Genomic DNA, 26,077 nt, shown 5'->3' with positions numbered 1-26,077 from the left:
GGATATCCCCTAAGTTGAAAGCCGGTGAGGCAAAAACAAGCGGCCATTGTAGCGGCCAGACGCCCACTTATCCACATGCAGGTTGCGCACAGACCATGATTTATCAACGCGTTAACCGCCAAAAAGACGACCAATGGTATGTGCATAAGCTCTGTGGATAACCGCCCATGAGGGCACTGGACAAGTGGGGGCGAAACTCGGTGGATAACCTGCCTGTGGATAACTGGTCATTCCACACACAGCTTATCCGACAGCACAGCACAGGCTGCCCCCTGTTTTCCACCGTAGTTGTCATTCTCTGTACAGCACGAGATAGAAGGGCCGAAGGCAGTTATCCACAGATGATCGCCTCCCTAGATTTTATAAGCTTTACAGAAAAGCTTTAAATAACTTCCTTCTTTATTTCTATATCTAGCGAAGGACCGTCGGACGAGAAAACCCCTGGAGATCTATTTATAAGGAAACGTTGGTTGGAAATTGACCTAGAGGCTTGCTTTCTCTAGAATCCCCGGTCTCTTAAAACGGGGGCCATTCCGGCCCGTTGTGGACGAACCAGGTAACACGACAATGAAACGTACTTTCCAACCAAGCACTATCAAACGCGCTCGTACCCACGGTTTCCGTGCTCGCATGGCTACCAAAAACGGTCGTGCCGTCCTGTCGCGTCGTCGCGCCAAAGGTCGTGCGCGTCTGGCAGTTTGATAATCCGGCACTGGAGGTGAGTCAGGACTTCAGTCGGGAAAAGCGTCTGCTTACCCCCCGGCATTTCAAGGCAGTCTTTGACTCCCCTACCGGCAAGGTTCCGGGGAAAAATCTCCTGCTCCTTGCGCGCAACAACGATCTCGATCACCCCCGTCTTGGGCTGGTTATCGGGAAAAAGAGCGTAAAGCTCTCCGTCGAGCGCAATCGCCTCAAACGTCTGATGCGCGAATCGTTTCGCCTGAACCAGGATTCACTGGTCGGATGGGACATCGTTATCGTCGCGCGCAAAGGTTTGGGTGACGTAGAAAACCCCGAATTGATTCAGCATTTCGGCAAACTCTGGAAGCGTCTGGCACGTAGCAAGCCGGTACCAGCAGTCAAAACCGAAACTGTAGGGGTAGACAGTCCCGATGCGTAAACTGGCACTCGTTCCGATCCAGTTTTATCGCTATGCCATTAGTCCCCTGATGGCCAGTCACTGTCGTTTCTACCCCAGTTGTTCCTGCTACGCGTATGAAGCCATAGAAAATCATGGCCTTCTGCGCGGTGGCTGGCTGACCTTTCGTCGTTTAGGTCGCTGTCATCCGTGGAATCCCGGTGGTTATGACCCGGTTCCATCTATCCCTACCTCCCGTTCTTCTTCGATGGCCGAGTAATCATGGATATCAAACGCACGATCCTGATCGTCGCCCTGGCAATCGTGTCCTACGTTATGGTTCTTAAATGGAACCAGGACTATGGCCAGGCTGCCCTGCCGACTCAGAATGTTGCTTCCAGTACTACCGCACCGGGCCTACCGGACACGGCGACTGGCAATAATGCTTCTGTCAGTGACGACATTCCACGCGCCGCAAGTGATACCAGTGCAACTGCACCTGCTGAAACACCAGTAGCTGTAAGCAAAGACCTCATCCAGATCAAAACGGATGTGCTCAACCTGGCTATCGATCCACAGGGTGGCGATGTTGCCCAGCTGACGTTGCCGCTGTATCCACGTCGCCAGGACCATCCGGAAATTCCATTCCAGTTGTTCGATAACGGCAACGAGCGGACTTATCTGGCCCAGAGCGGTTTGATCGGCACCGACGGTCCGGACGCAAGTCCAGCTGGTCGTCCGGTTTACTCCTCGGAGAAGAAGATTTACCAACTGGCTGACGGTCAGGACCAATTGGTCGTAGACCTCAAGTTCAGCAAGGACGGCGTCAACTACATCAAGCGTTTCACCGTGAAACGTGGCCTGTATGACGTAACCGTTTCCTACCTGATCGACAACGAAAGCGCCAAGCCTTGGTCGGGTGCGATGTTCGCCCAGCTGAAGCGTGACGCCAGCTCCGATCCTTCTTCCAGCACTGCCACCGGCACCGCGACTTACCTGGGCGCCGCCCTGTGGACAAGTAACGAGCCGTACAAGAAAGTGTCGATGAAGGACATGGACAAGGCTCAGCTGAAAGAAACCGTTAACGGTGGTTGGGTTGCCTGGTTGCAACACTACTTCGTGACCGCGTGGATTCCGGCGAAGGGCGAAAACAACGTCGTCCAGACCCGTAAAGACAGCAAAGGCAACTACATCATCGGCTACACCGCTCCGGCAGTGACCGTTGCACCAGGTGCAAAAGCTGAAGTCAGCGCTGTTCTGTACGCCGGTCCGAAAAGCCAGGCTGTGCTGAAAGAGTTGTCCCCAGGTCTGGAATTGACCGTCGACTACGGCATTCTGTGGTTCATTGCCCAGCCAATCTTCTGGCTGCTGCAACACATCCACGCGCTGGTCGGTAACTGGGGCTGGTCGATCATCTTCCTGACCATGCTGATCAAAGGGATTTTCTTCCCACTGTCGGCTGCCAGCTACAAATCCATGGCGCGCATGCGTGCAGTGGCACCGAAACTGGCCGCGCTGAAAGAGCAACATGGCGATGACCGGCAGAAAATGTCGCAAGCCATGATGGAGCTGTACAAGAAAGAGAAGATCAATCCGCTGGGTGGTTGCTTGCCAATCCTCGTGCAGATGCCGGTTTTCCTTTCGCTGTACTGGGTTCTGCTGGAAAGCGTTGAAATGCGCCAAGCGCCGTTCATGCTGTGGATTACTGACCTGTCGATCAAGGATCCGTTCTTCATTCTGCCGATCATCATGGGTGCAACCATGTTTATCCAGCAGCAGTTGAACCCTACTCCTCCGGATCCGATGCAGGCCAAGGTGATGAAGCTGATGCCAATCATCTTCACCTTCTTCTTCCTGTGGTTCCCGGCTGGTCTGGTGCTGTACTGGGTAGTCAACAACTGCCTGTCCATCGCCCAACAGTGGTACATCACTCGTAAAATCGAAGCGGCTACCAAAGCAGCTGCCTGATTTACACTGTGGATAACCACTCAAAACGCCCCCTAGTGGGGCGTTTTGCTATCTGTCACTTTTGTCTGGATACCGGTTTATGAGCGTTCCTCGGGAAACCATCGCAGCTGTCGCCACCGCTCAAGGTCGCGGTGGTGTGGGCATCGTCCGTATTTCCGGGCCGTTGGCGAGCATTGCGGCAAAAGCGATCAGCGGTCGCGAACTGAAGCCCCGATTTGCCCACTACGGCCCCTTTCTCAATGAAAACGAAAGGGTGCTGGACGAAGGCATCGCCTTGTATTTCCCGGGACCGAACTCTTTTACCGGCGAAGACGTGCTTGAACTGCAGGGGCATGGCGGGCCGATCGTTTTGGACATGTTGCTCAAACGTTGCCTGGAACTGGGCTGTCGTCTGGCACGACCAGGTGAATTCAGTGAGCGCGCCTTCCTCAATGACAAACTCGACCTGGCCCAGGCGGAAGCCATTGCCGACTTGATCGAGGCCAGTTCCGCACAGGCTGCCCGGAACGCGTTGCGCTCCTTGCAGGGCGCCTTCTCCCAGCGTGTGCATAACCTCACCGAGCAGTTGATCGGGCTACGCATCTACGTCGAGGCGGCCATCGATTTCCCGGAAGAAGAAATCGACTTCCTGGCTGACGGCCATGTACTGGCGATGCTCGATAAAGTGCGTGATGAATTATCCACAGTGCTTCGCGAAGCCGGGCAAGGTGCCTTGCTGCGCGATGGGATGACCGTGGTCATTGCCGGCCGGCCGAATGCCGGCAAGTCCAGCTTGCTGAATGCCTTGGCCGGTCGAGAAGCTGCGATCGTCACCGAGATTGCCGGTACTACCCGGGACATTCTTCGTGAACATATCCACATCGATGGCATGCCGTTGCATGTGGTCGACACCGCCGGCCTGCGGGATACCGATGACCAGGTGGAAAAAATCGGCGTCGAAAGGGCACTGAAAGCCATCGGCGAGGCTGATCGCGTGCTGTTGGTGGTCGATGCGACTGCTCCTGAGGCACTTGACCCATTCGCGTTATGGCCGGAATTCCTCGAAATCCGCCCGGATCCGGCCAAAGTCACGCTGATTCGTAACAAGGCTGACCTGACCGGTGAAGCGATTGCCCTGGAAGTCAGTGACGATGGCCACGTCACCATAAGCCTCAGTGCGAAATCCGCCGGCATGGGACTGGAACTGCTGCGCGAACATCTCAAGGCCTGCATGGGCTACGAGCAGACCTCGGAAAGCAGCTTCAGTGCTCGAAGGCGTCACCTTGAGGCACTGCGACATGCCAGCGCATCCCTTGAGCATGGCCGTGCACAGCTGACCTTGGCGGGGGCCGGTGAACTGCTGGCCGAAGATTTACGCCAGGCTCAGCACTCTTTGGGTGAAATTACCGGAGCGTTCAGTTCAGATGACCTGTTGGGACGCATCTTTTCCAGCTTCTGCATCGGTAAATAGTCCTTCCGTTGTACACAGACAGGCCATTCGCGCCTGTCTGTTCCCTCCCTTCTCTTGGATTTTCCTCCAGTGCTGAGCAGATTCTTTCTGCTTGAGCGGATTTTCCGTGTGCGGAACAGGCTCGTTCAACGCTTTTCTGTGGATTAAGCCCTGTGAGTAACTGCCACTAAGGGCAGTTGATAACAGGGCCTGAAAACTGAAGATAACCACCCCTGTGGATAACCACCCCTTTCATCCACAGGCTTAAACCGGTTATCCAAGGGCCTCCTTGGCACATGACCACAGGGTTTTGAATCTCTGTACATATTGAATATAAAGGCCTGTAGAGATCTATCCACAGAAAGTAGGCTCAGTAGAAATAAACATAAAAACAAAGATTTAATAAATTTCTCTCTTTTTAATTTCTATAACCCCGACTTCTCCACAGCTGGTTAAATTTTGTGCAAAGGGTTCTTTAGGAAGGGCGAAGTCCCTATACTTGCCGACCAGGTATAGAAACCTGAGCTCAAACTATTCCTGATTACCTGACTGAAGCAGGCACGAGGTGCGTGGTGGATTTCCCTTCCCGTTTTGAAGTGATCGTCATCGGCGGCGGTCATGCCGGTACCGAGGCAGCACTGGCCTCAGCACGTATGGGTGCGAAAACCCTGTTGCTGACGCATAACGTGGAAACCCTCGGTGCCATGAGTTGCAACCCTGCCATTGGCGGGATCGGCAAAAGCCATCTGGTTAAAGAAATCGATGCCCTCGGCGGCGCGATGGCCATGGCTACCGACAAAGGTGGTATTCAATTTCGCGTATTGAACAGCCGTAAAGGCCCGGCCGTGCGTGCTACTCGCGCTCAGGCAGACCGGGTTCTGTACAAGGCCGCTGTCCGCGAAGCACTGGAAAACCAGCCGAACCTGTGGATATTTCAACAAGCAGCTGATGACCTGATCGTCGAGCAGGAACAAGTGCGTGGTGTTGTCACCCAAATGGGCCTGCGTTTCCTCGCGGATTCCGTGGTGTTGACCACTGGCACCTTCCTCGGTGGACTTATCCACATAGGCATGCAGAATTATTCCGGCGGCCGCGCCGGCGATCCGCCATCGATCGCCCTGGCTCACCGCCTGCGTGAATTGCCACTGCGGGTTGGTCGTCTGAAAACCGGTACACCTCCGCGGATCGACGGTCGTTCTGTGGATTTCTCCGTGATGACCGAGCAAGCAGGCGATACACCGATCCCGGTGATGTCGTTCATGGGTTCCAAAGAGCAGCATCCGAAACAGGTGAGCTGCTGGATTACCCACACCAATGCCCGCACCCACGAAATCATTGCCGCGAACCTCGACCGTTCGCCGATGTATTCCGATGCAGGGCAGATCGAAGGCATCGGCCCGCGGTATTGCCCGTCGATCGAAGACAAGATCCACCGGTTTGCCGACAAGGAAAGCCACCAAGTCTTCATCGAACCGGAAGGTTTGACGACGCACGAGCTGTACCCGAACGGGATATCCACATCCCTGCCGTTCGATGTGCAATTGCAAATCGTGCAATCGATCCGCGGCATGGAAAACGCGCACATTGTTCGTCCGGGCTACGCCATCGAATACGATTACTTCGACCCGCGTGACCTGAAGTACAACCTCGAAACCAAGGTCATCGGCGGTCTGTTTTTCGCCGGACAAATCAACGGCACCACCGGTTACGAAGAAGCCGGTGCCCAGGGTTTGCTGGCCGGCGCCAACGCCGCACTGCGTGCGCAGGGCAAAGACGCCTGGTGCCCGCGTCGCGACGAGGCATACATCGGGGTGTTGGTCGACGACCTGATTACCCTCGGTACCCAAGAGCCATACCGGATGTTCACATCCCGTGCCGAATATCGCCTGATCCTGCGTGAAGACAATGCCGACCTGCGCCTGACCGAAAAAGGTCGGGAGCTGGGTCTGGTGGATGACGCGCGTTGGGCGGCGTTCTGCAAGAAGCGCGAAAGCATCGATCTCGAAGAGCAACGCCTGAAAAGTACCTGGGTTCGCCCGGGCACCGAGCAGGGCGATGCGATTTCCGAGAAATTCGGTACGCCGCTGACCCATGAATACAATTTGCTCAACCTGCTGAGCCGTCCGGAAATCGACTACGCTGGTCTGATCGCCGTCACCGGTGGGGGTGCAGAAGATCCACAGGTCGCCGAGCAGGTCGAAATCAAGACCAAATACGCCGGTTACATCGATCGTCAGCAGGATGAAATCGCTCGTCTGCGGGCTAGCGAAGATACAAAACTGCCTGTGGATATCGATTACACGAACATTTCCGGTCTCTCCAAAGAGATCCAGAGCAAGCTCGGCGCGACCCGTCCAGAGACATTGGGCCAGGCATCACGAATCCCGGGCGTCACGCCGGCAGCGATTTCGCTGTTGATGATTCATTTGAAAAAACGCGGCGCGGGCCGTCAGTTGGAGCAAAGCGCTTGAGTTCGTTGGTCACCTCGCAACATGCCGAAGAGTTATCCACAGGTGCCCGCCAGCTCGGTGTCACGCTGACAGAAGCCCAGCACGCCCAGCTGCTGGGTTATCTGGCCCTGTTGATCAAATGGAACAAGGCTTACAACCTGACTGCCGTGCGCGATCCGGACGAAATGGTCTCCCGTCACCTGCTCGATAGTTTGAGCGTGATGTCGTTCGTCGAGAACGGTCGTTGGCTGGACGTCGGCAGCGGCGGCGGCATGCCGGGTATTCCGTTGGCCATCCTGTTTCCAGAGTCGCAAGTGACCTGCCTGGACAGCAACGGCAAGAAAACCCGCTTCCTGACCCAGGTCAAACTCGAACTCAAACTGGATAACCTGCAAGTTATCCACAGCCGTGTCGAAGCGTTTCAGCCTGCCCAGCCATTCAACGGGATCATTTCCCGGGCGTTCAGCAGTATGGAAAACTTCAGTAACTGGACTCGCCACTTGGGCGACGCCGATACACGCTGGCTGGCAATGAAGGGCGTTCATCCGGCCGATGAGCTGGTAGCATTGCCGGCAGACTTCCACCTCGATAGCGAACACGCCCTGGCCGTACCTGGTTGCCAAGGCCAACGCCATCTGCTGATACTGCGCCGCACGGCATGATTGGGAACACAAGCAAGAATGGCTAAGGTATTCGCGATAGCGAACCAGAAAGGTGGTGTGGGTAAAACCACCACCTGCATCAACCTCGCAGCTTCCCTGGTCGCTACCAAGCGCCGGGTGCTGTTGATCGATCTCGATCCACAGGGCAACGCCACCATGGGTAGCGGTGTGGATAAACACGGGCTGGAAAACTCGGTCTACGACCTGCTGATCGGCGAGTGCGACCTGGCCCAGGCCATGCACTACTCCGAGCACGGCGGTTACCAGCTGTTGCCGGCCAACCGCGACCTGACGGCTGCGGAAGTGGTTTTGCTGGAAATGCAGATGAAGGAAAGTCGCCTGCGCAGTGCGCTGGCGCCGATCCGTGAAAACTACGATTACATTTTGATCGACTGCCCACCGTCGCTGTCGATGCTCACATTGAACGCTCTGGTCGCGGCTGACGGGGTGATTATCCCCATGCAGTGCGAATACTTTGCGCTAGAAGGCTTGAGCGACCTTGTGGATAACATCAAGCGCATCGCTGAATTGCTCAACCCGAACCTGAAAGTCGAAGGTCTGTTGCGGACCATGTATGACCCGCGCCTGAGCCTGATGAACGATGTGTCGGCGCAGCTCAAGGAACACTTCGGCGAGCAGCTGTACGACACCGTCATCCCGCGCAACATCCGCCTGGCCGAAGCACCCAGTTACGGCATGCCGGCACTGGCTTACGACAAAGCATCGCGTGGCGCTATCGCCTATCTGGCCTTGGCCGGCGAGCTGGTTCGTCGTCAACGCAAAAACTCACGCACCGCCGCCGCTCAGGCAACTTAAGGAATCCCCATGGCCGTCAAGAAACGAGGTCTCGGACGTGGACTGGATGCACTGCTGAGTGGTCCGACTGTCAGCTCGCTGGAAGAACAAGCGGTGCAGGCCGATCAGCGTGAGCTGCAGCACCTGCCCCTGGACCTGATCCAGCGCGGCAAGTACCAGCCGCGTCGGGACATGGACCCTCAGGCCCTGGAAGAGCTGGCGCAGTCGATCAAGGCCCAGGGCGTGATGCAACCGATCGTGGTTCGTCCGATCGGCAGCGGTCGCTTCGAAATCATCGCCGGTGAACGCCGCTGGCGCGCCAGTCAGCAGGCTGGCCAGGAAACCATCCCGGCGATGGTTCGCGATGTGCCGGATGAAACCGCGATCGCCATGGCGCTGATCGAAAACATCCAGCGTGAAGACCTCAATCCGATCGAAGAAGCCGTGGCCCTGCAGCGTTTGCAGCAGGAATTCCAGCTGACTCAGCAACAAGTGGCCGAAGCTGTGGGCAAATCCCGCGTGACCGTGGCCAACCTGCTACGCTTGATCGCGTTGCCGGAAGTTATCAAAACCATGCTGTCGCACGGCGACCTGGAAATGGGTCATGCGCGTGCTTTGCTCGGTTTGCCGGAGAATCAACAGGTTGAAGGGGCGCGACATGTTGTCGCACGGGGGCTGACTGTGCGCCAAACTGAGGCACTGGTTCGCCAGTGGTTGAGTGGCAAACAGGAGCCTGCCGAACCGGTGAAACCGGACCCGGATATCGCCCGACTCGAGCAGCGCCTGGCCGAACGCCTAGGCTCTGCGGTGCAGATCCGCCACGGAAAGAAGGGGAAAGGGCAGTTGGTCATTGGTTACAACTCCCTCGATGAGCTTCAGGGTGTGCTCGCGCACATTCGCTGAAACATTTCCTCATGTAGCGTGCAGTCGGAAATCACTACCTGACAGTTGAATAGGGGCTGAACCGCCCCTATACTCTGCGCGCATTTTGTCGGCACAAATTATGCCAAGTTATTGAATTCTGGCAGCCGACCATTGGGGAGTAATTGTGATGGAAAGCCGCACGCCAAACCGCTTGCCGTTCCATCGCCTGGCAGTTTTTCCGGTGTTAATGGCTCAGTTTGTCGTTTTGCTGATCGCCGCTTTGGCGCTCTGGCAATGGCACGGAGTCGTTGCCGGGTACTCAGGACTCTGCGGAGGCCTGATAGCCTTGCTGCCCAATGTTTATTTCGCTCACAGGGCATTTCGGTTTTCCGGCGCCCGAGCAGCCCAAGCCATCGTCCGGTCTTTTTATGCCGGTGAGGCGGGCAAACTGATTTTGACGGCAGTGCTCTTTGCATTGACGTTCGCAGGTGTGAAGCCATTGGCGCCGCTAGCTGTATTCGGCGTCTTCGTGTTGACCCAACTGGTCAGCTGGTTCGCGCCCCTGCTGATGAGAACAAGACTTTCGAGACCTTAGGGCGTTTGAGGCAACCATGGCAGAGACAACCGCTTCGGGCTATATCCAGCACCACTTGCAGAACCTGACCTTCGGTCAGCACCCAACTGGCGGGTGGGGTTTTGCCCACACCGCAGCAGAAGCCAAAGAAATGGGCTTCTGGGCTTTCCACGTCGATACCCTCGGCTGGTCGGTTGCGTTGGGTCTGATCTTCGTTCTTCTTTTCCGCATGGCGGCAAAGAAGGCGACTTCCGGTCAGCCTGGTGCTTTGCAGAACTTCGTTGAAGTATTGGTCGAATTCGTCGATGGCAGCGTGAAAGACAGCTTCCATGGCCGTAGCCCGGTGATTGCACCGCTGGCACTGACCATCTTCGTCTGGGTCTTCCTGATGAACGCCGTCGACCTTATCCCGGTCGACTGGATTCCTCAGCTGGCCATCCTGATCACTGGTGATGCGCACATTCCATTCCGTGCCGTATCGACCACTGACCCGAACGCTACCCTGGGCATGGCCCTGTCGGTGTTCGCGTTGATCATTTTCTACAGCATCAAGGTCAAGGGCATCGGCGGCTTCATCGGCGAACTGACCCTGCACCCTTTCGGCAGCAAGAACATCTTCGTTCAAGCCCTGCTGATTCCGGTGAACTTCCTGCTGGAGTTCGTGACACTGATCGCCAAGCCTATCTCGCTGGCACTGCGTCTGTTCGGCAACATGTACGCCGGCGAACTGGTCTTCATTCTGATTGCTGTGATGTTCGGCAGCGGTCTGCTCTGGCTTAGCGGCCTGGGCGTAGTTCTGCAGTGGGCGTGGGCTGTGTTCCACATCCTGATCATCACCCTGCAGGCGTTTATCTTCATGATGCTGACCATCGTTTACCTGTCGATGGCGCACGAAGAGAACCATTAAGACCAGTCTCGACTAGTCTGATGTCCCACCCGGTCAAACGGGTGGGTGCCCGAACAGGGCTATGAAACGATTTGTTTTACCGCTTTAAAATCTAAAAAACCTAAACCATACGACGTAAAAGTCGGGAGGAAAGATGGAAACTGTAGTTGGTCTAACCGCTATCGCTGTTGCACTGTTGATCGGCCTGGGCGCACTGGGTACCGCAATTGGTTTCGGCCTGTTGGGCGGCAAGTTCCTGGAAGGCGCAGCGCGTCAGCCAGAAATGGTTCCAATGCTGCAAGTTAAAATGTTCATCGTTGCCGGTCTGCTCGACGCCGTAACCATGATCGGTGTTGGTATCGCTCTGTTCTTCACTTTCGCGAACCCATTCGTTGGTCAACTCGCTGGCTAATTACTCGAACCTTCGAGTAATTGGTGTGATGTGCAACGAACGAGCGAGGTGTTGGCGTGAACATTAATGCAACCCTGATTGGCCAGTCCGTTGCGTTCTTCATTTTTGTACTGTTTTGCATGAAGTTCGTGTGGCCTCCGGTCATCGCGGCTTTGCACGAACGTCAGAAGAAGATCGCGGATGGACTGGACGCTGCCGCCCGAGCAGCTCGCGACCTGGAGCTGGCCCAAGATAAAGCGGGTCAGCAACTGCGCGAAGCAAAAGCTCAGGCAGCCGAAATCATTGAGCAAGCCAAGAAACGCGGTAACCAGATCGTTGAAGAGGCTGTTGAAAAAGCCCGTATCGACGCTGACCGTGTGAAGGTTCAGGCTCAGGCCGAGATCGAGCAGGAACTGAACAGTGTCAAAGACGCGCTGCGTGCCCAACTGGGTAGCCTGGCAGTCTCTGGCGCCGAGAAGATCCTGGGTTCCACAATCGATCAAAACGCGCACGCGGAGCTGGTAAACAAACTGGCTGCTGAAATTTAAGCGAGGGCGATCATGGCAGAATTGACCACGTTGGCCCGACCTTACGCTAAGGCAGCCTTCGAGCACGCCCAGGCCCACCAGCAACTGGCCTCTTGGTCAGCCATGCTCGGCCTGGCTGCAGCAGTGTCGCAAGACGACACCATGCAGCGCGTGCTCAAGGCCCCGCGACTGACGAGCGCAGACAAGGCCGCCACGTTTATTGACGTGTGCGGCGACAAGTTTGATGCCAAGGCACAGAACTTCATTCACGTCGTTGCCGAAAACGACCGTCTCCCGCTTCTGCCGGAGATCGCCGCTCTGTTTGACCTGTACAAGGCCGAACAAGAGAAATCGGTAGACGTTGAAGTGACCAGTGCTTTTGCATTGAACCAAGAACAGCAAGACAAACTCGCCAAGGTTCTCAGTGCACGACTCAACCGGGAAGTGCGCCTGCAAGTCGAGGAAGACAAATCCCTTATCGGGGGCATTGTCATCCGCGCCGGCGACCTGGTTATCGATGGCTCGGTTCGCGGCAAACTCGCGAGCCTTGCCGAAGCATTGAAATCTTGAGTTTGAAGGGGCAGCAGAGCAATGCAGCAACTCAATCCTTCCGAAATAAGTGAAATTATCAAGGGCCGCATCGACAAGCTCGATGTGACCTCCCAAGCCCGTAACGAAGGCACTGTCGTCAGCGTATCTGACGGTATCGTGCGGATTCACGGTCTGGCCGACGTCATGTACGGCGAGATGATCGAGTTTCCGGGCGGCGTCTTCGGTATGGCTCTCAACCTGGAGCAAGACTCCGTAGGTGCCGTTGTATTGGGCTCCTACCAGTCTCTGGCTGAAGGCATGAGCGCCAAGTGCACCGGCCGCATCCTCGAAGTTCCGGTTGGTAAGGAACTGCTGGGTCGCGTAGTCGACGCACTGGGTAACCCAGTTGACGGCAAAGGTCCGCTGAACAACACCGAGACCGATGCGGTCGAGAAAGTTGCTCCAGGCGTGATCTGGCGTAAGTCGGTAGACCAGCCTGTACAGACTGGCTACAAGGCTGTCGATGCCATGATCCCTGTCGGCCGTGGCCAGCGTGAGCTGATCATCGGTGACCGTCAGATCGGTAAAACCGCTCTGGCGATCGACGCGATCATCAACCAGAAAGACAGCGGCATTTTCTGCGTCTACGTGGCAATCGGTCAGAAACAATCGACCATCGCCAACGTGGTTCGCAAGCTGGAAGAAAACGGCGCACTGGCTAACACCATCGTCGTGGCAGCGAGCGCTTCGGAATCTGCAGCACTGCAATTCCTGGCACCGTACTCCGGTTGCACCATGGGTGAATTCTTCCGCGACCGCGGTGAAGACGCGCTGATCGTTTATGACGATCTGTCCAAGCAAGCAGTGGCTTACCGCCAGATTTCCCTGCTGCTGCGCCGTCCACCGGGCCGTGAAGCTTACCCAGGCGACGTGTTCTATCTCCACTCCCGTCTGCTGGAGCGCGCATCCCGCGTTTCGGAAGAATACGTAGAGAAGTTCACCAACGGCGCAGTGACCGGCAAAACCGGTTCCCTGACCGCACTGCCGATCATCGAAACCCAGGCTGGCGACGTTTCCGCGTTCGTTCCGACCAACGTGATTTCCATCACCGACGGTCAGATCTTCCTGGAATCGGCCATGTTCAACTCCGGGATCCGTCCTGCTGTGAACGCCGGTGTTTCGGTATCCCGTGTGGGTGGTGCCGCTCAGACCAAGATCATCAAGAAGCTCTCCGGTGGTATCCGTACCGCTCTGGCTCAGTACCGTGAACTGGCGGCATTCGCCCAGTTCGCTTCTGACCTGGACGAAGCGACCCGTAAGCAACTTGAGCATGGTCAGCGCGTTACCGAGCTGATGAAGCAGAAGCAATACGCACCAATGTCGATCGCTGACATGGCGCTGTCGCTGTATGCCGCTGAGCGTGGGTTCCTGACTGACGTCGAAATCGCCAAGATCGGCAGCTTTGAACAAGCGCTGATTGCTTTCTTCAACCGCGATCACGCCGATTTGATGGCGAAGATCAACGTGAAGGGTGACTTCAATGACGAAATCGACGCTGGCATGAAAGCCGGTATCGAGAAGTTCAAGGCCACCCAAACCTGGTAAGCCGCAGCGGGAGCCGCAAGGCTCCCGCTTGCTAACCTGATAGGTGTTACATGGCAGGCGCAAAAGAGATTCGCAGTAAGATTGCGAGCATCAAAAGCACGCAAAAGATTACCAGCGCCATGGAAAAAGTGGCGGTCAGTAAAATGCGCAAGGCACAAATGCGCATGGCTGCTAGCCGTCCTTATGCGGAGCGCATCCGCCAGGTTATTGGCCATCTGGCCAACGCCAACCCGGAATATCGCCACCCGTTCATGCTCGACCGTGAAGTAAAGCGCGTCGGTTATGTCGTGGTGAGCAGTGACCGTGGTCTGTGTGGTGGCTTGAACACCAACCTGTTCAAGGCTTTGGTCAAGGACATGGCGGTAAACCGCGAAAACGGCGTCGAGATCGATCTGTGTGTTGTTGGTAGCAAGGGTGCGGCTTTCTTCCGCAACTTCGGCGGTAACGTCGTAGCAGCTATCAGCCACCTGGGTGAAGAGCCGTCGATCAATGACCTGATCGGCAGCGTCAAGGTGATGCTGGATGCCTACCTGGACGGCCGTATTGACCGCCTGTCCGTGGTGTCCAACAAGTTCGTCAACACCATGACGCAAACGCCTACCGTGGAGCAGTTGATTCCGCTGGTGGCAACCCCGGATCAGGAACTCAAGCACCACTGGGATTATCTGTACGAACCGGACGCCAAAGAGCTGCTTGACGGCTTGATGGTCCGTTACGTGGAGTCGCAGGTCTACCAGGCGGTGGTCGAGAACAACGCGGCTGAACAAGCTGCGCGGATGATCGCGATGAAGAACGCTACCGACAACGCCGGTGATTTGATCAGCGATTTGCAGCTGGTCTACAACAAGGCGCGTCAGGCTGCGATCACCCAAGAGATCTCGGAAATCGTCGGCGGCGCTGCCGCGGTTTAACGGTTCAAATATTCAGAGGATCCAGCTATGAGTAGCGGACGTATCGTTCAAATCATCGGCGCCGTTATCGACGTGGAATTTCCACGCGACAGCGTACCGAGCATCTACAACGCGCTGAAAGTAGTGAGCGCGGCTGAAACCACCCTCGAAGTTCAGCAACAGCTGGGCGACGGCGTGGTTCGTACCATTGCGATGGGTTCCACCGAAGGCTTGAAGCGCGGTCTGGAAGTCACCGACTCTGGCGCTGCCATCTCCGTACCGGTCGGTAAAGCGACTCTGGGCCGGATCATGGACGTTCTGGGCAACCCGATCGACGAAGCTGGCCCGATCGACACCGAAGAGCGCTGGGGCATTCACCGTCCTGCGCCAACCTTCGCTGAACAAGCGGGCGGCAACGACCTGCTGGAAACCGGCATCAAGGTTATCGACCTGGTTTGCCCGTTCGCCAAGGGTGGTAAAGTCGGTCTGTTCGGTGGTGCCGGTGTAGGCAAAACCGTAAACATGATGGAACTGATCCGTAACATCGCCATCGAGCACAGCGGTTATTCCGTGTTCGCCGGTGTGGGTGAGCGTACTCGTGAGGGTAACGACTTCTACCACGAGATGAAGGATTCCAACGTTCTGGACAAAGTGGCACTGGTTTACGGTCAGATGAACGAGCCGCCGGGTAACCGTCTGCGCGTAGCACTGACCGGCCTGACCATGGCCGAGAAGTTCCGTGACGAAGGTAACGACGTTCTGCTGTTCGTCGACAACATCTATCGTTACACCCTGGCCGGTACTGAAGTATCCGCACTGCTGGGCCGTATGCCTTCCGCAGTAGGTTACCAGCCGACCCTGGCCGAAGAGATGGGTACTCTGCAAGAGCGTATCACTTCGACCAAGAACGGTTCGATCACCTCGATCCAAGCGGTATACGTACCTGCGGATGACTTGACTGACCCGTCGCCAGCGACCACCTTCGCCCACTTGGACGCCACCGTCGTTCTGTCCCGTGACATCGCTTCCCTGGGTATCTACCCGGCGGTCGATCCACTCGACTCGACTTCGCGCCAGCTGGACCCGAACGTAATCGGCCAGGACCACTACGACACCGCTCGCGGCGTACAGTATGTTCTGCAACGTTACAAAGAACTGAAGGACATCATTGCGATCCTGGGTATGGACGAGCTGTCGGAAGCCGACAAGCAGTTGGTAAACCGTGCTCGTAAGATCCAGCGTTTCTTGTCGCAGCCGTTCTTCGTGGCTGAAGTCTTCACCGGTGCATCGGGTAAATACGTTTCCCTGAAAGACACCATTGCTGGCTTCAAAGGCATCCTCAACGGTGACTACGACCACCTGCCAGAACAAGCGTTCTACATGGTCGGCGGCATCGAAGAAGCGATCGAGAAAGCCAAGAAACTGTAATCCCGGCGCCCGGCAACGGGCGCTAATTTAGGTTGAGGCAATCAGATGGCTATGACAGTCCATTGCGATATCGTCAGCGCGGAAGGGGAAATCTTTTCCGGTCTGGTCGAGATGGTGATTGCGCACGGTGCACTGGGTGATCTTGGTATCGCCCTGGGTCACGCGCCGTTGATCACTAATCTCAAGCCGGGCCCGATCCGCCTGGTCAAGCAGGGCGGGGAAGAGGAGGTGTATTACATCTCTGGCGGTTTCCTCGAGGTTCAGCCGAACATGGTCAAGGTTCTTGCCGACACCGTGCAACGTGCAGCCGACCTGGATGAAGCCTCCGCTCAGGAAGCCGTTAAGGCTGCCGAGAAGGCCTTGCATGAACGTGGTGCAGAATTCGATTACGGTTCTGCTGCCGCACGTCTGGCCGAGGCTGCAGCTCAGCTGCGCACCGTCCAGCAGATCCGCAAGAAGTTTGGCCACTAATAGGCCATTGCTTGTTGCGCGATTGATTAAAAAGGGTAGCCTCGGCTACCCTTTTTTCTTTTCCGATTTTCATAACCTGGTCGCAGCCGCTGACCACCCAGGATTGGTAGCCAGTCATGTCTCTTGAAATCGTTATCCTCGCTGCCGGCCAAGGCACTCGCATGCGTTCGGCGTTGCCGAAAGTGCTGCATCCGATCGCCGGCAACTCGATGCTGGGCCATGTTATCCACAGCGCCCGTCAACTTGATCCACAGCGCATCCACGTGGTGATCGGCCATGGTGCCGAAGCGGTGCGCGAGCGTCTGGCCGCGGACGATCTGAATTTCGTCCTGCAGGACAAGCAGCTGGGGACCGGTCACGCAGTGGCTCAGGCCGTGCCGTTCATCGAGTCCGACACCGTTCTGATCCTGTACGGCGACGTACCGTTGATTGAAGTCGAAACCCTGCAACGCCTGCTCAAGAAAGTCGCGCCGCAGCAACTGGGCCTGCTCACCGTCGAGCTGGATGACCCGACCGGTTACGGCCGCATCGTCCGCGATGCCGCCGGCAAGGTCACGGCCATTGTCGAGCAGAAAGACGCCAACGAGTCCGAGCGCGCGATCACCGAAGGCAACACCGGCATTCTGGCGCTGCCTTTCGCACAGCTGGGTGGTTGGATGAGCCGTCTCTCGAACAACAATGCTCAAGGCGAGTACTACTTGACTGACGTGATTGCGATGGCGGTCAGCGATGGTCTGGTGGTGGCCACCGAGCAACCCCATGACGCCATGGAAGTGCAGGGCGCCAATGATCGCAAGCAGCTCGCTGAACTCGAGCGTCACTATCAGTTGCGTGCCGGTCGCCGTTTGATGGCTCAAGGCGTGACCCTGCGCGACCCGGCGCGTTTCGATGTCCGCGGTGAAGTCACCGTCGGCCGCGACGTGCTGATCGATATCAACGTGATCCTCGAAGGCAAGGTCGTCATTGAAGATGACGTGGTGATCGGTCCGAACTGCGTGATCAAGGACAGCACCCTGCGCAAAGGCGTGGTGATCAAGGCTAACAGCCATCTCGATGGCGCGATCCTGGGCGAAGGCAGCGATGCCGGTCCATTCGCTCGCCTGCGTCCAGGCACGGTGCTTGAGGCTCGCGCGCATGTGGGTAACTTTGTCGAGCTGAAGAATGCTCATCTGGGTGAAGGCGCCAAGGCCGGTCACCTGACCTACCTGGGCGACGCCGAAATCGGTGCGCGCACCAACATTGGCGCGGGCACCATCACCTGCAATTACGACGGCGCCAACAAGTGGAAAACCGTGTTGGGTGAGGATGTGTTCATCGGCTCCAACAACTCGTTGGTGGCGCCTGTGGATATCTCTTCCGGTGCGACGACGGCGGCCGGTTCGACCATTACCCAGAATGTGGATAACGCACAGTTGGCGGTGGCTCGGGCACGTCAGAAGAACATCGATGGCTGGAAACGGCCGGTGAAGATCAAGAAGAGCTGAGTTATCCACAACGATTTGATCAGGTTTGAGATATTCACAGCCTGATCTATCGTATTCGCGAGCAAGCCCGCTCCCACATGAGATCGTCAGCGCACACTGCCTTCGTGTTCGACACAGATCCAATGTGGGAGCGGGCTTGCTCGCGAATGGGTTATCCACACATATTTTTTCTTGCACAGCTTGACGAAGTTTCGCCGATAGGTTTTGATTGCTTCCGTTATCTTTCGAATCGAAACTTATCAGCTCATGTCGAAACGCAATACTCCCCAGCGCCGCCACAACATCCTCGCCTTGCTCAATGAGCAGGGCGAAGTCAGTGTGGATGAACTGGCCAAGCGCTTCGAAACTTCGGAAGTTACGGTTCGCAAGGATTTGGCCGCGCTTGAAAGTAATGGCCTGTTGCTGCGCCGTTATGGCGGAGCGATCACGATGCCTCAGGAGCTGGTCGCCGACATCGGCCAACCCGTCTCCAAATACAAGCAGGCCATCGCCCGCGCCGCCGTCACGCGGATTCGCGAGCATGCGCGGATCATCATCGACAGCGGCAGCACCACCGCCGCCATGATCCCGGAACTCGGTCAACAACCGGGGCTGGTGGTGATGACCAATTCCCTGCATGTGGCCAATGCGTTGAGCGAACTCGAACACGAGCCGGTGCTGTTAATGACCGGCGGCACCTGGGACCCGCATTCCGAGTCCTTTCAGGGGCAGGTCGCCGAGCAAGTACTACGCTCTTACGACTTCGATCAGTTGTTCATCGGTGCCGATGGCATCGATCTGGTTCGCGGTACCACCACCTTCAACGAACTGCTGGGTTTGAGCCGAGTCATGGCTGACGTCGCCCGCGAAGTGATCGTGATGGTGGAGGCCGACAAGATCGGCCGCAAGATCCCCAACCTGGAACTGCCCTGGAGCAGCGTCCATACCCTTATTACCGATGATCGCCTACCCGTTGCGGCACGCGATCAGATTCAGGCCCGCGGCATCAATTTGATTTGCGCGGCTGTCAGTCAGGAGAAATAGCATGTGTGGAATTGTCGGCGCAGTCGCAGAACGTAACATCACCGCCATCCTGCTCGAAGGCCTCAAGCGCCTGGAATACCGTGGCTATGACAGCGCCGGTGTGGCGGTCTTCACCAACGACGAGAAGCTTGAGCGCATGCGTCGCCCAGGCAAGGTCAGCGAACTGGAACTGGCCCTTGAAGCCGAACCGCTGATCGGTCGCCTTGGCATCGCCCACACTCGCTGGGCTACACACGGCGCACCGTGCGAGCGCAACGCGCACCCGCATTTCTCCGGCGACCTGGCCGTGGTGCACAACGGCATCATCGAGAACCACGAAGCCCTGCGCGAACAGCTGAAAGCACTGGGTTACGTGTTCACCTCGGACACCGACACCGAAGTCATCGCTCACCTGTTGAACCACAAACTCAAGGACCTGCGCGATCTGACCGTGGCCCTCAAAGCTACTGTTAAAGAGCTGCACGGTGCTTACGGCCTGGCTGTTATCAGCGCCGATCAACCGGATCGCCTGGTTGCAGCGCGCAGTGGCAGTCCGTTGGTGATCGGTTTGGGCCTGGGTGAAAACTTCCTCGCGTCCGATCAGTTGGCCCTGCGTCAGGTTACCGACCGTTTCATGTACCTGGAAGAAGGCGATATCGCCGAAATCCGCCGCGACAGCGTGCACATCTGGGACGTCAACGGCCAAGCCGTCGAGCGTGAAACCGTGCAGTATCGCGACGGCGCCGAAGCGGCCGACAAGGGCGAGTTCCGCCACTTCATGCTCAAGGAAATCCACGAGCAACCGGCCGTGGTTCAACGCACCCTCGAAGGTCGCTTGAGCCCGAACGGTGTGCTGGTACAAGCATTCGGTCCACAGGCCGCCGAGCTGTTCGCCAAAGTACGTAACGTGCAGATCGTCGCCTGCGGCACCAGCTACCACGCCGGTATGGTTGCCCGTTACTGGCTCGAAGAACTGGCCGGTATCCCGTGCCAGGTCGAAGTCGCCAGCGAATTCCGCTACCGCAAAGTCGTGGTGCAGCCAGACACCCTGTTCGTCACCATCTCCCAGTCCGGCGAAACCGCCGACACCCTGGCCGCCCTGCGCAACGCCAAGGAACTGGGTTTCCTCGCCAGCCTGGCAATCTGCAACGTCGGCATCAGCTCGCTGGTGCGTGAATCCGACCTGACCCTGCTGACCCAGGCCGGTCGCGAAATCGGCGTGGCCTCGACCAAAGCCTTCACCACCCAATTGGTCGGCCTGCTGTTGCTGACTCTGTCCCTGGGTCAGGTTCGCGGCACCTTGGCCAAAGGCGTCGAAGCCACGCTGGTCGAAGAGCTGCGTCGCCTGCCAACCCGTCTGGGCGAGGCCCTGGCCATGGACAGCACCGTGGAGAAAATCGCCGAGCTGTTCGCCGAGAAGAACCACACCCTGTTCCTCGGTCGTGGCGCGCAATTCCCGGTAGCGATGGAAGGGGCCCTGAAACTTAAGGAAATCTCCTACATTCACGCTGAAGCCTACCCGGCGGGCGAACTGAAGCACGGCCCGTTGGCGCTTGTGGATAACGACATGCCCGTGGTCACCGTGGCGCCGAACAACGAACTGCTGGAGAAGCTGAAGTCCAACCTCCAGGAAGTCCGCGCCCGTGGCGGCCAACTGATCGTCTTCGCAGACGAAAAGGCTGGCATGACCAATGGCGAAGGCACCCACGTTGTCCACATGCCGCACATCCACGACATCCTGTCGCCAATCCTCTACACCATCCCGCTGCAGTTGCTCTCGTACTACGTGGCGGTGTTGAAAGGCACGGACGTTGACCAGCCGCGGAACCTGGCGAAGTCGGTGACGGTGGAGTAAATCGAAGGACGCGGGAGCATGATGAGTGCTCCTGCGTCTTTGTTTCCCCATGAAACGCCAGACAATGCTCGAAATGTTGTAAGAAAAATCCCTGAAAAAATCCGCGAAAAACCGTCAATCCAACAAAATCAAACACACTGTAAGATAGGTAAATAAAGGCTTTAAAGGTAGTCTGGAATCCGCGAAAAAATCCGCGAATTTCGGAGGCCTCATGAGTGCTGAGTTCGTCACGGGAATCAACTGGCTAGAACCTCTCATGCCATCGTTTCCGGCTGAAATTCTACAGTTGGCAGAACAAGTACCGTTCCAGGCTGGAAAGCTGAGCGCCATGGTTGCGCCACAGATGATCCAGCGAGTCGGCGGCTTGTTGCGCGTGACCAGTAGTTTCTACAGCAACCTGATCGAAGGCCAGTTCACCGAGCCTGTCACCCTCGCGCCGTCCGCTCCCAAGCGTAATCGAAAGGAACTGAATGAGCTTGCGATGACGCATATCGGGACCCAGCACGCTTTCGAGAGAGCGCTGACATGGCACAGCCAACTGCCATGGGATTCGCTATTCAGCTCGACATTTGTTTCTCGTGTCCATAAACGACTATTCCATGGCGCCTCGGATGAACAACTGCGCTTGAGTGATGACAGCCGGTTTATTCCTGGTCAGTTACGCGATGTCTCAGGTAAAGACGTCTTGGTAGGAAATCATGCGGCGCCTTCCTGTAAGGCGGTCACGCCGATGCTTGACCGGATGCAGCAGGTATATGGACGATTGCCCGATGCACGCAGCCGATTGATTGCAATCATGGCTTATCACCATCGATTAGCTTGGGTGCACCCTTTCGCAGACGGTAATGGTCGTACGGTGAGGCTGGTTACTCACTTGCAGTTGCATAAGTTAGGCCTTGTTTCACCGCTTTGGTCGTTGTCTCGTGGCCTCGCCAGGCAGCAGGACCTTTATTACGCCCGTCTGGCCAATGCGGATAAAACTCGTCGGGGCGATCTCGATGGTCGGGGACAGCTGACTCAAGCCGGATTGTTCGAGTTCGTTGGATTTATGCTGGAAACCTGTCTGGATCAAATGAGCTATACCGAGCAGGCACTTAATATTTCGAACATGCGCGAAAGGCTTCACACGATATTTGCTTGGGACGAGCGGATAAAAAGATCCGGCCTGAAACAAGAGGCTGCACGAGCACTGCATATCCTGTTGACGCAAGGTACGGTCAGCCGAGCCGATTTCAAGATTTTTACCGGTTTGCCTGATCGAGTGGCGACTGATCAGCTTAGAAGCCTTGTTCAACTTGGACTGGTTGAGAGTCCAACACCCAAGGCCCGTGACCTGTATCCAGGATTGCCAATCTGGTTTGCACAGCTGCTGTTCCCAGATTTGCACCAGCGAATGGTCACCGCCCATTAGGAGTTAACTCATGGACCGATTCCAGGAAATGCAGGTCTTCGTCGCCGTCGCCCAGGACCAAGGCTTCTCCGCGGCAGCGAGGCGTTTGGGGATGTCGGCCGCCAGTGTCACCCGGGCGGTGGCGGCGCTGGAGACGCGCATTGGCACGCAGTTGCTGACGCGGACCACCCGCAGCGTGCATTTGAGCGAGGCGGGGCAGCGTTTTCTGGAAGATTGTCGGAGGATTCTCGCCGAGGTGCAGGAAGCCGAGGATTCGGCGGCCGGCAGTCATGCGCAACCTCGTGGGCAACTGACGATTACAGCACCGGTATTGTTCGGTGAGTTGTTCGTCACGCCGCTCACGGTCGGTTACCTCAATCAGTTTCCTGAAGTCACCATCAACGCGTTGCTTGTCGACCGGGTGGTGAGCATGGTCGAGGAGGGCATCGATGTGGCGGTGCGCATCGGTGAGTTGCCTGACAGCAACCAGCATGCGATTCGTGTGGGCGAGGTGCGGCGGGTGATTTGCGCCTCTCCGGCGTTTCTGGCGAAACGCGGCAAGCCTCTGCACCCGAATGATTTAAACGGTGCGCCGATTATTGCCACCTCGTCCATTGGCCAACTGAGAACCTGGCCATTTCTTGAGGCGGGGGGGCCGCTGAGTGTTCGCCCGGAACCACGGCTTGTGGTCACAGCCAATCAGGCAGCCATTACCGCCGCGAGCCTGGGGCTGGGCCTGACCCGAGTCCTGTCGTATCAAGTGGCGAGCAAGGTTGCCGCTGGTGAGCTGGAAATCGTGCTGGCTGACTTCGAGCTGCCGCCATTGCCCATTCATGTGGTCTACCAGGGTGGGCGCAAGGCGCCGGTGCGGGTCCGTAGTTTTGTGGACTTCGCCGTGAAGGAGCTGCGAGAGCACCCGGCCTTGCACGGCTGACGGGTTATTGCACTGGCTGAAATAATGGATTGCGTTTGCTGGTTATTCTGTTGTTTTGGATGAGAGGGGAAGATAGCTCCCCATCGGCGCTGATCTTCCCTGAATGGCGCCACCACCCAGCGGAGTCGACCATGCAAGCCATCAAATTCTACAACTTCCCACGCTCTGGCCATGCTCACCGTGTAGAGCTGATGCTGTCCCTGCTGCAACTTCCGACCGAGGTGATCTTTGTCGATCTGGCCAAAGGCGCGCACAAGCAGCCGGATTACCTGGCACTCAATCCGTTTGGTCAGGTGCCGGCGATTGATGATCAAGGCGTAGTGCTGGCCGATTCCAACGCGATCCTGGTTTACCTCGCGCAGAAATACGGCAACGGTCGCTGGTTGCCAGCCGACCCCGTCGGTGCGGCCAGGGTTCAGCGTTGGTTGTCGGTCGCCGCCGGGCCGATTGCCTTTGGCCCTGCAAGAGCCAGGTTGATCACAGTGTTTGGCGCGTCTTACAACGCCGAAGAAGTGATCGCTTACTCCCACACCTGGCTCAAAGTGATCGATCAGGAACTGGCCTCCACCCAATACCTTGTCGGCAACGAGCCGACCATCGCCGATGTCTCGGCCTACAGCTACATCGCCCATGCTCCGGAAGGCAATGTGTCGCTGGATGACTACGCCAACATCCGCGCCTGGCTGGCACGCATCGAAGCCTTGCCAGGGTTTGTCGGCATGCCGCGCACCGTCGCCGGTTTGCAAAAAACTGCCTGATGTTTACGGCCCGACTCGATCGGGCCGTTCTTGTTGCGCGATAAGCGCAGGGGAGAAGCCGTTATGGACCGTTCACCTTGGCACGCTGGCGAAAAACAGTTGCAGGCTCACGTGGGTGTGGCCGAGCGAATGGACACATTGGGTCGTAGGGTGATTCGCGGCGAGATGCCGGATCAGCACCGCACGTTCTATCAGCAACTGCCGTTTATGCTGTACGGCGCGGTGGATGCTGACGGCAACCCGTGGGCCAGCATTCTTGAAGGGCCGCCGGGTTTTGCTCATTCCCCAGAGCCTGCGTTGTTACAGTTCGCCAGCCTGCCCGGCAACGACGACCCTGCGCAGTTGCAAGAAGGCGCGGCGATCGGTCTGCTCGGCATCGAGCTGCACACCCGGCGCCGCAACCGCATGAATGGCCGAGTCGGCGCTGTCACCGCGCACGGCTTCGGGGTGACGGTGGAGCAATCATTCGGCAATTGCCCGCAATACATTCAACTGCGCCAGTTTCGCTCGGTGCCCTTGGCGGATCCGGCCACCCGTGTCGCGCAGCACCTCAATGGGCTGGACGACGCGGCCCAGGCCATGATCGCCGGCGCCGATACTTTCTTTGTCGCCAGTTATGTGGACGTTGAAGGCCAACGCTCGGTGGACGTTTCTCATCGGGGTGGCCAGGCCGGTTTCGTACAGGTGGAAGGCAATCGCCTGACCATTCCGGACTTCGCCGGCAACCTGTTCTTCAACACCTTGGGCAACCTGCTGATCAACCCTCGGGCCGGTTTGCTGTTCATCGATTTCAATACGGGCGAACTGCTGCACCTCAGCGGTCGCGCGCACGTCATCCTCGAAGGCCCGCAGGTCGAAGCCTTCCAAGGGGCCGAGCGGCTGTGGACCTTCGACGTGGAGCGCGTGGTGCGTCGGCCTGCGGCGCTGGCCTTGCGCTGGCGCTTTGACGGCGTGTCGCCCACCAGTTTGCTGACCGGCACCTGGGCGCAGGCGAACGCACGCCTGCAAGCCAAGGCTTTGGGCGATCACTGGCGGCCGCTGCGGGTGGCGCGCATCGAACAGGAGAGCCACACCATCCGTTCGATCTATCTGGAGCCTGCCGATGACGCCGGGTTGCCGGTGTTTCAGGCCGGGCAGCATTTGCCGCTGCGATTCAACATTGCCGGCGATGTGCATATCCGCACGTACAGCCTGTCGAGCGCGCCGTCCGATGACTTTTTTCGCATTAGTGTGAAGCGTGACGGGTTGGTGTCTTCGCACCTGCACGAACACATTCGCGTCGGCGATCTGCTGGAAGCTCGCGCACCTCAGGGGCATTTCACCGTGGCAGCCAATGAACGTCGGCCGCTGGTGCTGTTAGCCGCTGGCGTCGGCATCACGCCGCTGCTGTCGATGGTGCGTGAGGTGGTTTACCAAGGGCTGCGCACGCGGGGCATCCGCCCGACCTGGTTTTTCCAGAGTTCGCGAACCTTGGCCGATCAACCGTTTCGTCCTGAGTTGGACCGTTTGTTTGATGGCCTCGGTGATGCGGTGCGCGTGCTGCGGTTGCTCAGCCAACCGGAGCCGGAGGCCCTCGAAGGCGAGGATTTCGACCTGACCGGGCGGATTGACGGTGACCTGCTCAAGACGATGCTTGAGGTGGAAGACTACGACCAAGTGGATTTTGTCCTCTGCGGCCCGGGCAGTTTTACCCAAGGGCTGTACGACACCCTGCGGGACATGGACATTCGCGACTCGAGGATTCATGCCGAAACCTTTGGGCCTTCGACGTTGCATCGCACGCCGGACCCGGACGCCGTGGTCATCGAGCAACCACCGGCCGCCACGGTTTCGGTGCCCGTCGTGTTCCAGCGTTCGGCCAAAGAGGCGCGCTGGCAGCCGGAGGGCGGCAGTTTGCTGGAACTGGCGGAAAGCCGTGGCTTGCGCCCGGAATTCAGCTGCCGCGGAGGTTCATGCGGGACCTGCAAGACCCGCCTGATCAGCGGGGAGGTGAATTATCCACAGCCCCCGGCGGAAGTGCCCGATGCGGGAGAGGTGCTGATTTGTTGTGCGGTACCGGCGCAAGGATCGCAACCGTTGGTGTTGGATCTGTAACCAATCGGGAA

25 protein-coding genes are annotated in these 26,077 nt (G+C 57.5%); all 25 read left to right on the top strand.

All coding sequences use genetic code 11. The features are described from left to right. Positions 1-567: 567 nt before the first annotated feature. The 25 genes from rpmH to ACA049_RS30685 all read left to right on the top strand — a co-directional run bounded on the left by rpmH (position 568) and on the right by ACA049_RS30685 (position 26,066). Entirely contained in the window at positions 568-702 is a 135-nt protein-coding gene (gene rpmH / locus ACA049_RS30805) for a 50S ribosomal protein L34 (protein ID WP_003213577.1), read from the top strand. A gap of 16 nt (positions 703-718) precedes the next feature. After that, positions 719-1,120, top strand: a complete 402-nt coding sequence (rnpA, locus tag ACA049_RS30800) for a ribonuclease P protein component (protein WP_010465490.1) — start codon at positions 719-721, stop codon at positions 1,118-1,120. Then, positions 1,113-1,358: a membrane protein insertion efficiency factor YidD gene (gene yidD / locus ACA049_RS30795; RefSeq protein WP_052966011.1), complete on the top strand. Its 246-nt coding sequence runs from the start codon at positions 1,113-1,115 to the stop codon at positions 1,356-1,358. Before rnpA ends, yidD begins: the two co-directional genes overlap by 8 nt. A 2-nt stretch (positions 1,359-1,360) precedes the next feature. Beyond that, entirely contained in the window at positions 1,361-3,046 is a 1,686-nt protein-coding gene (gene yidC / locus ACA049_RS30790) for a membrane protein insertase YidC (protein ID WP_497332141.1), read from the top strand. A 79-nt stretch (positions 3,047-3,125) separates the two neighbouring features. Next, the gene (mnmE, locus tag ACA049_RS30785) at positions 3,126-4,496 is read left to right on the top strand and encodes a tRNA uridine-5-carboxymethylaminomethyl(34) synthesis GTPase MnmE (RefSeq protein ID WP_497332139.1); all 1,371 of its coding nucleotides are present in this window, start codon (positions 3,126-3,128) and stop codon (positions 4,494-4,496) included. A 551-nt stretch (positions 4,497-5,047) separates the two neighbouring features. Next, complete coding sequence (gene mnmG, locus ACA049_RS30780; RefSeq protein WP_109626982.1) at positions 5,048-6,946, top strand: tRNA uridine-5-carboxymethylaminomethyl(34) synthesis enzyme MnmG; 1,899 nt, start codon at positions 5,048-5,050, stop codon at positions 6,944-6,946. Then, positions 6,943-7,587: a 16S rRNA (guanine(527)-N(7))-methyltransferase RsmG gene (gene rsmG, locus ACA049_RS30775; RefSeq protein ID WP_102594524.1), complete on the top strand. Its 645-nt coding sequence runs from the start codon at positions 6,943-6,945 to the stop codon at positions 7,585-7,587. Before mnmG ends, rsmG begins: the two co-directional genes overlap by 4 nt. Before the next feature lie 18 nt (positions 7,588-7,605). After that, positions 7,606-8,403, top strand: coding sequence for a ParA family protein (locus ACA049_RS30770; RefSeq protein WP_090177596.1), 798 nt, complete (start codon positions 7,606-7,608; stop codon positions 8,401-8,403). Positions 8,404-8,412: 9 nt separating this feature from the next. Further along, the gene (locus tag ACA049_RS30765; RefSeq protein WP_008027541.1) at positions 8,413-9,285 is read left to right on the top strand and encodes a ParB/RepB/Spo0J family partition protein; all 873 of its coding nucleotides are present in this window, start codon (positions 8,413-8,415) and stop codon (positions 9,283-9,285) included. Between the two features lie 148 nt (positions 9,286-9,433). After that, positions 9,434-9,841: a F0F1 ATP synthase subunit I gene (locus tag ACA049_RS30760; protein WP_010465473.1), complete on the top strand. Its 408-nt coding sequence runs from the start codon at positions 9,434-9,436 to the stop codon at positions 9,839-9,841. A 16-nt stretch (positions 9,842-9,857) separates the two neighbouring features. Next, on the top strand, positions 9,858-10,727 hold the full coding sequence (atpB, locus tag ACA049_RS30755) for a F0F1 ATP synthase subunit A (protein WP_010465471.1): 870 nt from the start codon (positions 9,858-9,860) through the stop codon (positions 10,725-10,727). Positions 10,728-10,860: 133 nt separating this feature from the next. Then, positions 10,861-11,118, top strand: a complete 258-nt coding sequence (atpE, locus tag ACA049_RS30750; protein WP_002555987.1) for a F0F1 ATP synthase subunit C — start codon at positions 10,861-10,863, stop codon at positions 11,116-11,118. A gap of 56 nt (positions 11,119-11,174) precedes the next feature. After that, positions 11,175-11,645: a F0F1 ATP synthase subunit B gene (locus ACA049_RS30745; protein WP_007948090.1), complete on the top strand. Its 471-nt coding sequence runs from the start codon at positions 11,175-11,177 to the stop codon at positions 11,643-11,645. A gap of 12 nt (positions 11,646-11,657) precedes the next feature. Beyond that, positions 11,658-12,194 (top strand): F0F1 ATP synthase subunit delta, encoded by a 537-nt coding sequence (locus ACA049_RS30740; protein WP_109626976.1) that lies wholly within the window; start codon positions 11,658-11,660, stop codon positions 12,192-12,194. A gap of 21 nt (positions 12,195-12,215) precedes the next feature. Next, positions 12,216-13,760 carry a F0F1 ATP synthase subunit alpha gene (gene atpA, locus ACA049_RS30735; RefSeq protein ID WP_008007884.1) on the top strand — a complete coding sequence of 515 codons (1,545 nt, stop codon included), beginning with the start codon at positions 12,216-12,218 and terminating at the stop codon, positions 13,758-13,760. A gap of 50 nt (positions 13,761-13,810) precedes the next feature. Then, on the top strand, positions 13,811-14,671 hold the full coding sequence (gene atpG / locus ACA049_RS30730; RefSeq protein ID WP_109626974.1) for a F0F1 ATP synthase subunit gamma: 861 nt from the start codon (positions 13,811-13,813) through the stop codon (positions 14,669-14,671). A gap of 27 nt (positions 14,672-14,698) precedes the next feature. Beyond that, on the top strand, positions 14,699-16,078 hold the full coding sequence (atpD, locus tag ACA049_RS30725) for a F0F1 ATP synthase subunit beta (protein WP_008155715.1): 1,380 nt from the start codon (positions 14,699-14,701) through the stop codon (positions 16,076-16,078). Positions 16,079-16,123: 45 nt separating this feature from the next. After that, positions 16,124-16,549, top strand: coding sequence for a F0F1 ATP synthase subunit epsilon (locus ACA049_RS30720; protein ID WP_007969909.1), 426 nt, complete (start codon positions 16,124-16,126; stop codon positions 16,547-16,549). A gap of 116 nt (positions 16,550-16,665) precedes the next feature. Beyond that, positions 16,666-18,033, top strand: coding sequence for a bifunctional UDP-N-acetylglucosamine diphosphorylase/glucosamine-1-phosphate N-acetyltransferase GlmU (gene glmU / locus ACA049_RS30715; protein WP_497332137.1), 1,368 nt, complete (start codon positions 16,666-16,668; stop codon positions 18,031-18,033). Between the two features lie 246 nt (positions 18,034-18,279). Further along, positions 18,280-19,056: a DeoR/GlpR family DNA-binding transcription regulator gene (locus ACA049_RS30710; RefSeq protein ID WP_497332135.1), complete on the top strand. Its 777-nt coding sequence runs from the start codon at positions 18,280-18,282 to the stop codon at positions 19,054-19,056. A gap of 1 nt (position 19,057) precedes the next feature. Then, complete coding sequence (glmS, locus tag ACA049_RS30705) at positions 19,058-20,890, top strand: glutamine--fructose-6-phosphate transaminase (isomerizing) (RefSeq protein WP_497332133.1); 1,833 nt, start codon at positions 19,058-19,060, stop codon at positions 20,888-20,890. A 211-nt stretch (positions 20,891-21,101) separates the two neighbouring features. Continuing rightward, on the top strand, positions 21,102-22,301 hold the full coding sequence (locus ACA049_RS30700; protein WP_497332131.1) for a Fic family protein: 1,200 nt from the start codon (positions 21,102-21,104) through the stop codon (positions 22,299-22,301). 10 nt (positions 22,302-22,311) lie between these two features. Then, a complete protein-coding gene (locus ACA049_RS30695) occupies positions 22,312-23,214 on the top strand; it encodes a LysR family transcriptional regulator (RefSeq protein WP_497332129.1) in 903 nt (300 codons plus the stop codon). Positions 23,215-23,345: 131 nt separating this feature from the next. Then, the gene (locus ACA049_RS30690) at positions 23,346-23,972 is read left to right on the top strand and encodes a glutathione S-transferase family protein (RefSeq protein ID WP_497332127.1); all 627 of its coding nucleotides are present in this window, start codon (positions 23,346-23,348) and stop codon (positions 23,970-23,972) included. Positions 23,973-24,035: 63 nt separating this feature from the next. Beyond that, the gene (locus ACA049_RS30685) at positions 24,036-26,066 is read left to right on the top strand and encodes a pyridoxamine 5'-phosphate oxidase family protein (RefSeq protein ID WP_497332125.1); all 2,031 of its coding nucleotides are present in this window, start codon (positions 24,036-24,038) and stop codon (positions 26,064-26,066) included. Positions 26,067-26,077 lie beyond the last annotated feature (11 nt).

It is taken from the genome of Pseudomonas sp. LBUM1662 (assembly GCF_059695915.1).
Note: the sequence above shows the minus strand (reverse complement) of the source record. Positions and strands in the feature narration are given on the sequence as shown.

Coding starts and splice junctions, on each gene's coding strand:
- rpmH (WP_003213577.1), top strand. CDS start 568: ATGAAACGTACTTTCCAACCAAGCACTATCAAACGCGCTCGTACCCAC.
- yidD (WP_052966011.1), top strand. CDS start 1,113: ATGCGTAAACTGGCACTCGTTCCGATCCAGTTTTATCGCTATGCCATT.
- yidC (WP_497332141.1), top strand. CDS start 1,361: ATGGATATCAAACGCACGATCCTGATCGTCGCCCTGGCAATCGTGTCC.
- mnmE (WP_497332139.1), top strand. CDS start 3,126: ATGAGCGTTCCTCGGGAAACCATCGCAGCTGTCGCCACCGCTCAAGGT.
- ACA049_RS30770 (WP_090177596.1), top strand. CDS start 7,606: ATGGCTAAGGTATTCGCGATAGCGAACCAGAAAGGTGGTGTGGGTAAA.
- ACA049_RS30765 (WP_008027541.1), top strand. CDS start 8,413: ATGGCCGTCAAGAAACGAGGTCTCGGACGTGGACTGGATGCACTGCTG.
- ACA049_RS30760 (WP_010465473.1), top strand. CDS start 9,434: ATGGAAAGCCGCACGCCAAACCGCTTGCCGTTCCATCGCCTGGCAGTT.
- atpB (WP_010465471.1), top strand. CDS start 9,858: ATGGCAGAGACAACCGCTTCGGGCTATATCCAGCACCACTTGCAGAAC.
- atpE (WP_002555987.1), top strand. CDS start 10,861: ATGGAAACTGTAGTTGGTCTAACCGCTATCGCTGTTGCACTGTTGATC.
- ACA049_RS30740 (WP_109626976.1), top strand. CDS start 11,658: ATGGCAGAATTGACCACGTTGGCCCGACCTTACGCTAAGGCAGCCTTC.
- atpA (WP_008007884.1), top strand. CDS start 12,216: ATGCAGCAACTCAATCCTTCCGAAATAAGTGAAATTATCAAGGGCCGC.
- atpG (WP_109626974.1), top strand. CDS start 13,811: ATGGCAGGCGCAAAAGAGATTCGCAGTAAGATTGCGAGCATCAAAAGC.
- atpD (WP_008155715.1), top strand. CDS start 14,699: ATGAGTAGCGGACGTATCGTTCAAATCATCGGCGCCGTTATCGACGTG.
- ACA049_RS30720 (WP_007969909.1), top strand. CDS start 16,124: ATGGCTATGACAGTCCATTGCGATATCGTCAGCGCGGAAGGGGAAATC.
- glmU (WP_497332137.1), top strand. CDS start 16,666: ATGTCTCTTGAAATCGTTATCCTCGCTGCCGGCCAAGGCACTCGCATG.
- ACA049_RS30710 (WP_497332135.1), top strand. CDS start 18,280: ATGTCGAAACGCAATACTCCCCAGCGCCGCCACAACATCCTCGCCTTG.
- glmS (WP_497332133.1), top strand. CDS start 19,058: ATGTGTGGAATTGTCGGCGCAGTCGCAGAACGTAACATCACCGCCATC.
- ACA049_RS30700 (WP_497332131.1), top strand. CDS start 21,102: ATGAGTGCTGAGTTCGTCACGGGAATCAACTGGCTAGAACCTCTCATG.
- ACA049_RS30695 (WP_497332129.1), top strand. CDS start 22,312: ATGGACCGATTCCAGGAAATGCAGGTCTTCGTCGCCGTCGCCCAGGAC.
- ACA049_RS30690 (WP_497332127.1), top strand. CDS start 23,346: ATGCAAGCCATCAAATTCTACAACTTCCCACGCTCTGGCCATGCTCAC.
- ACA049_RS30685 (WP_497332125.1), top strand. CDS start 24,036: ATGGACCGTTCACCTTGGCACGCTGGCGAAAAACAGTTGCAGGCTCAC.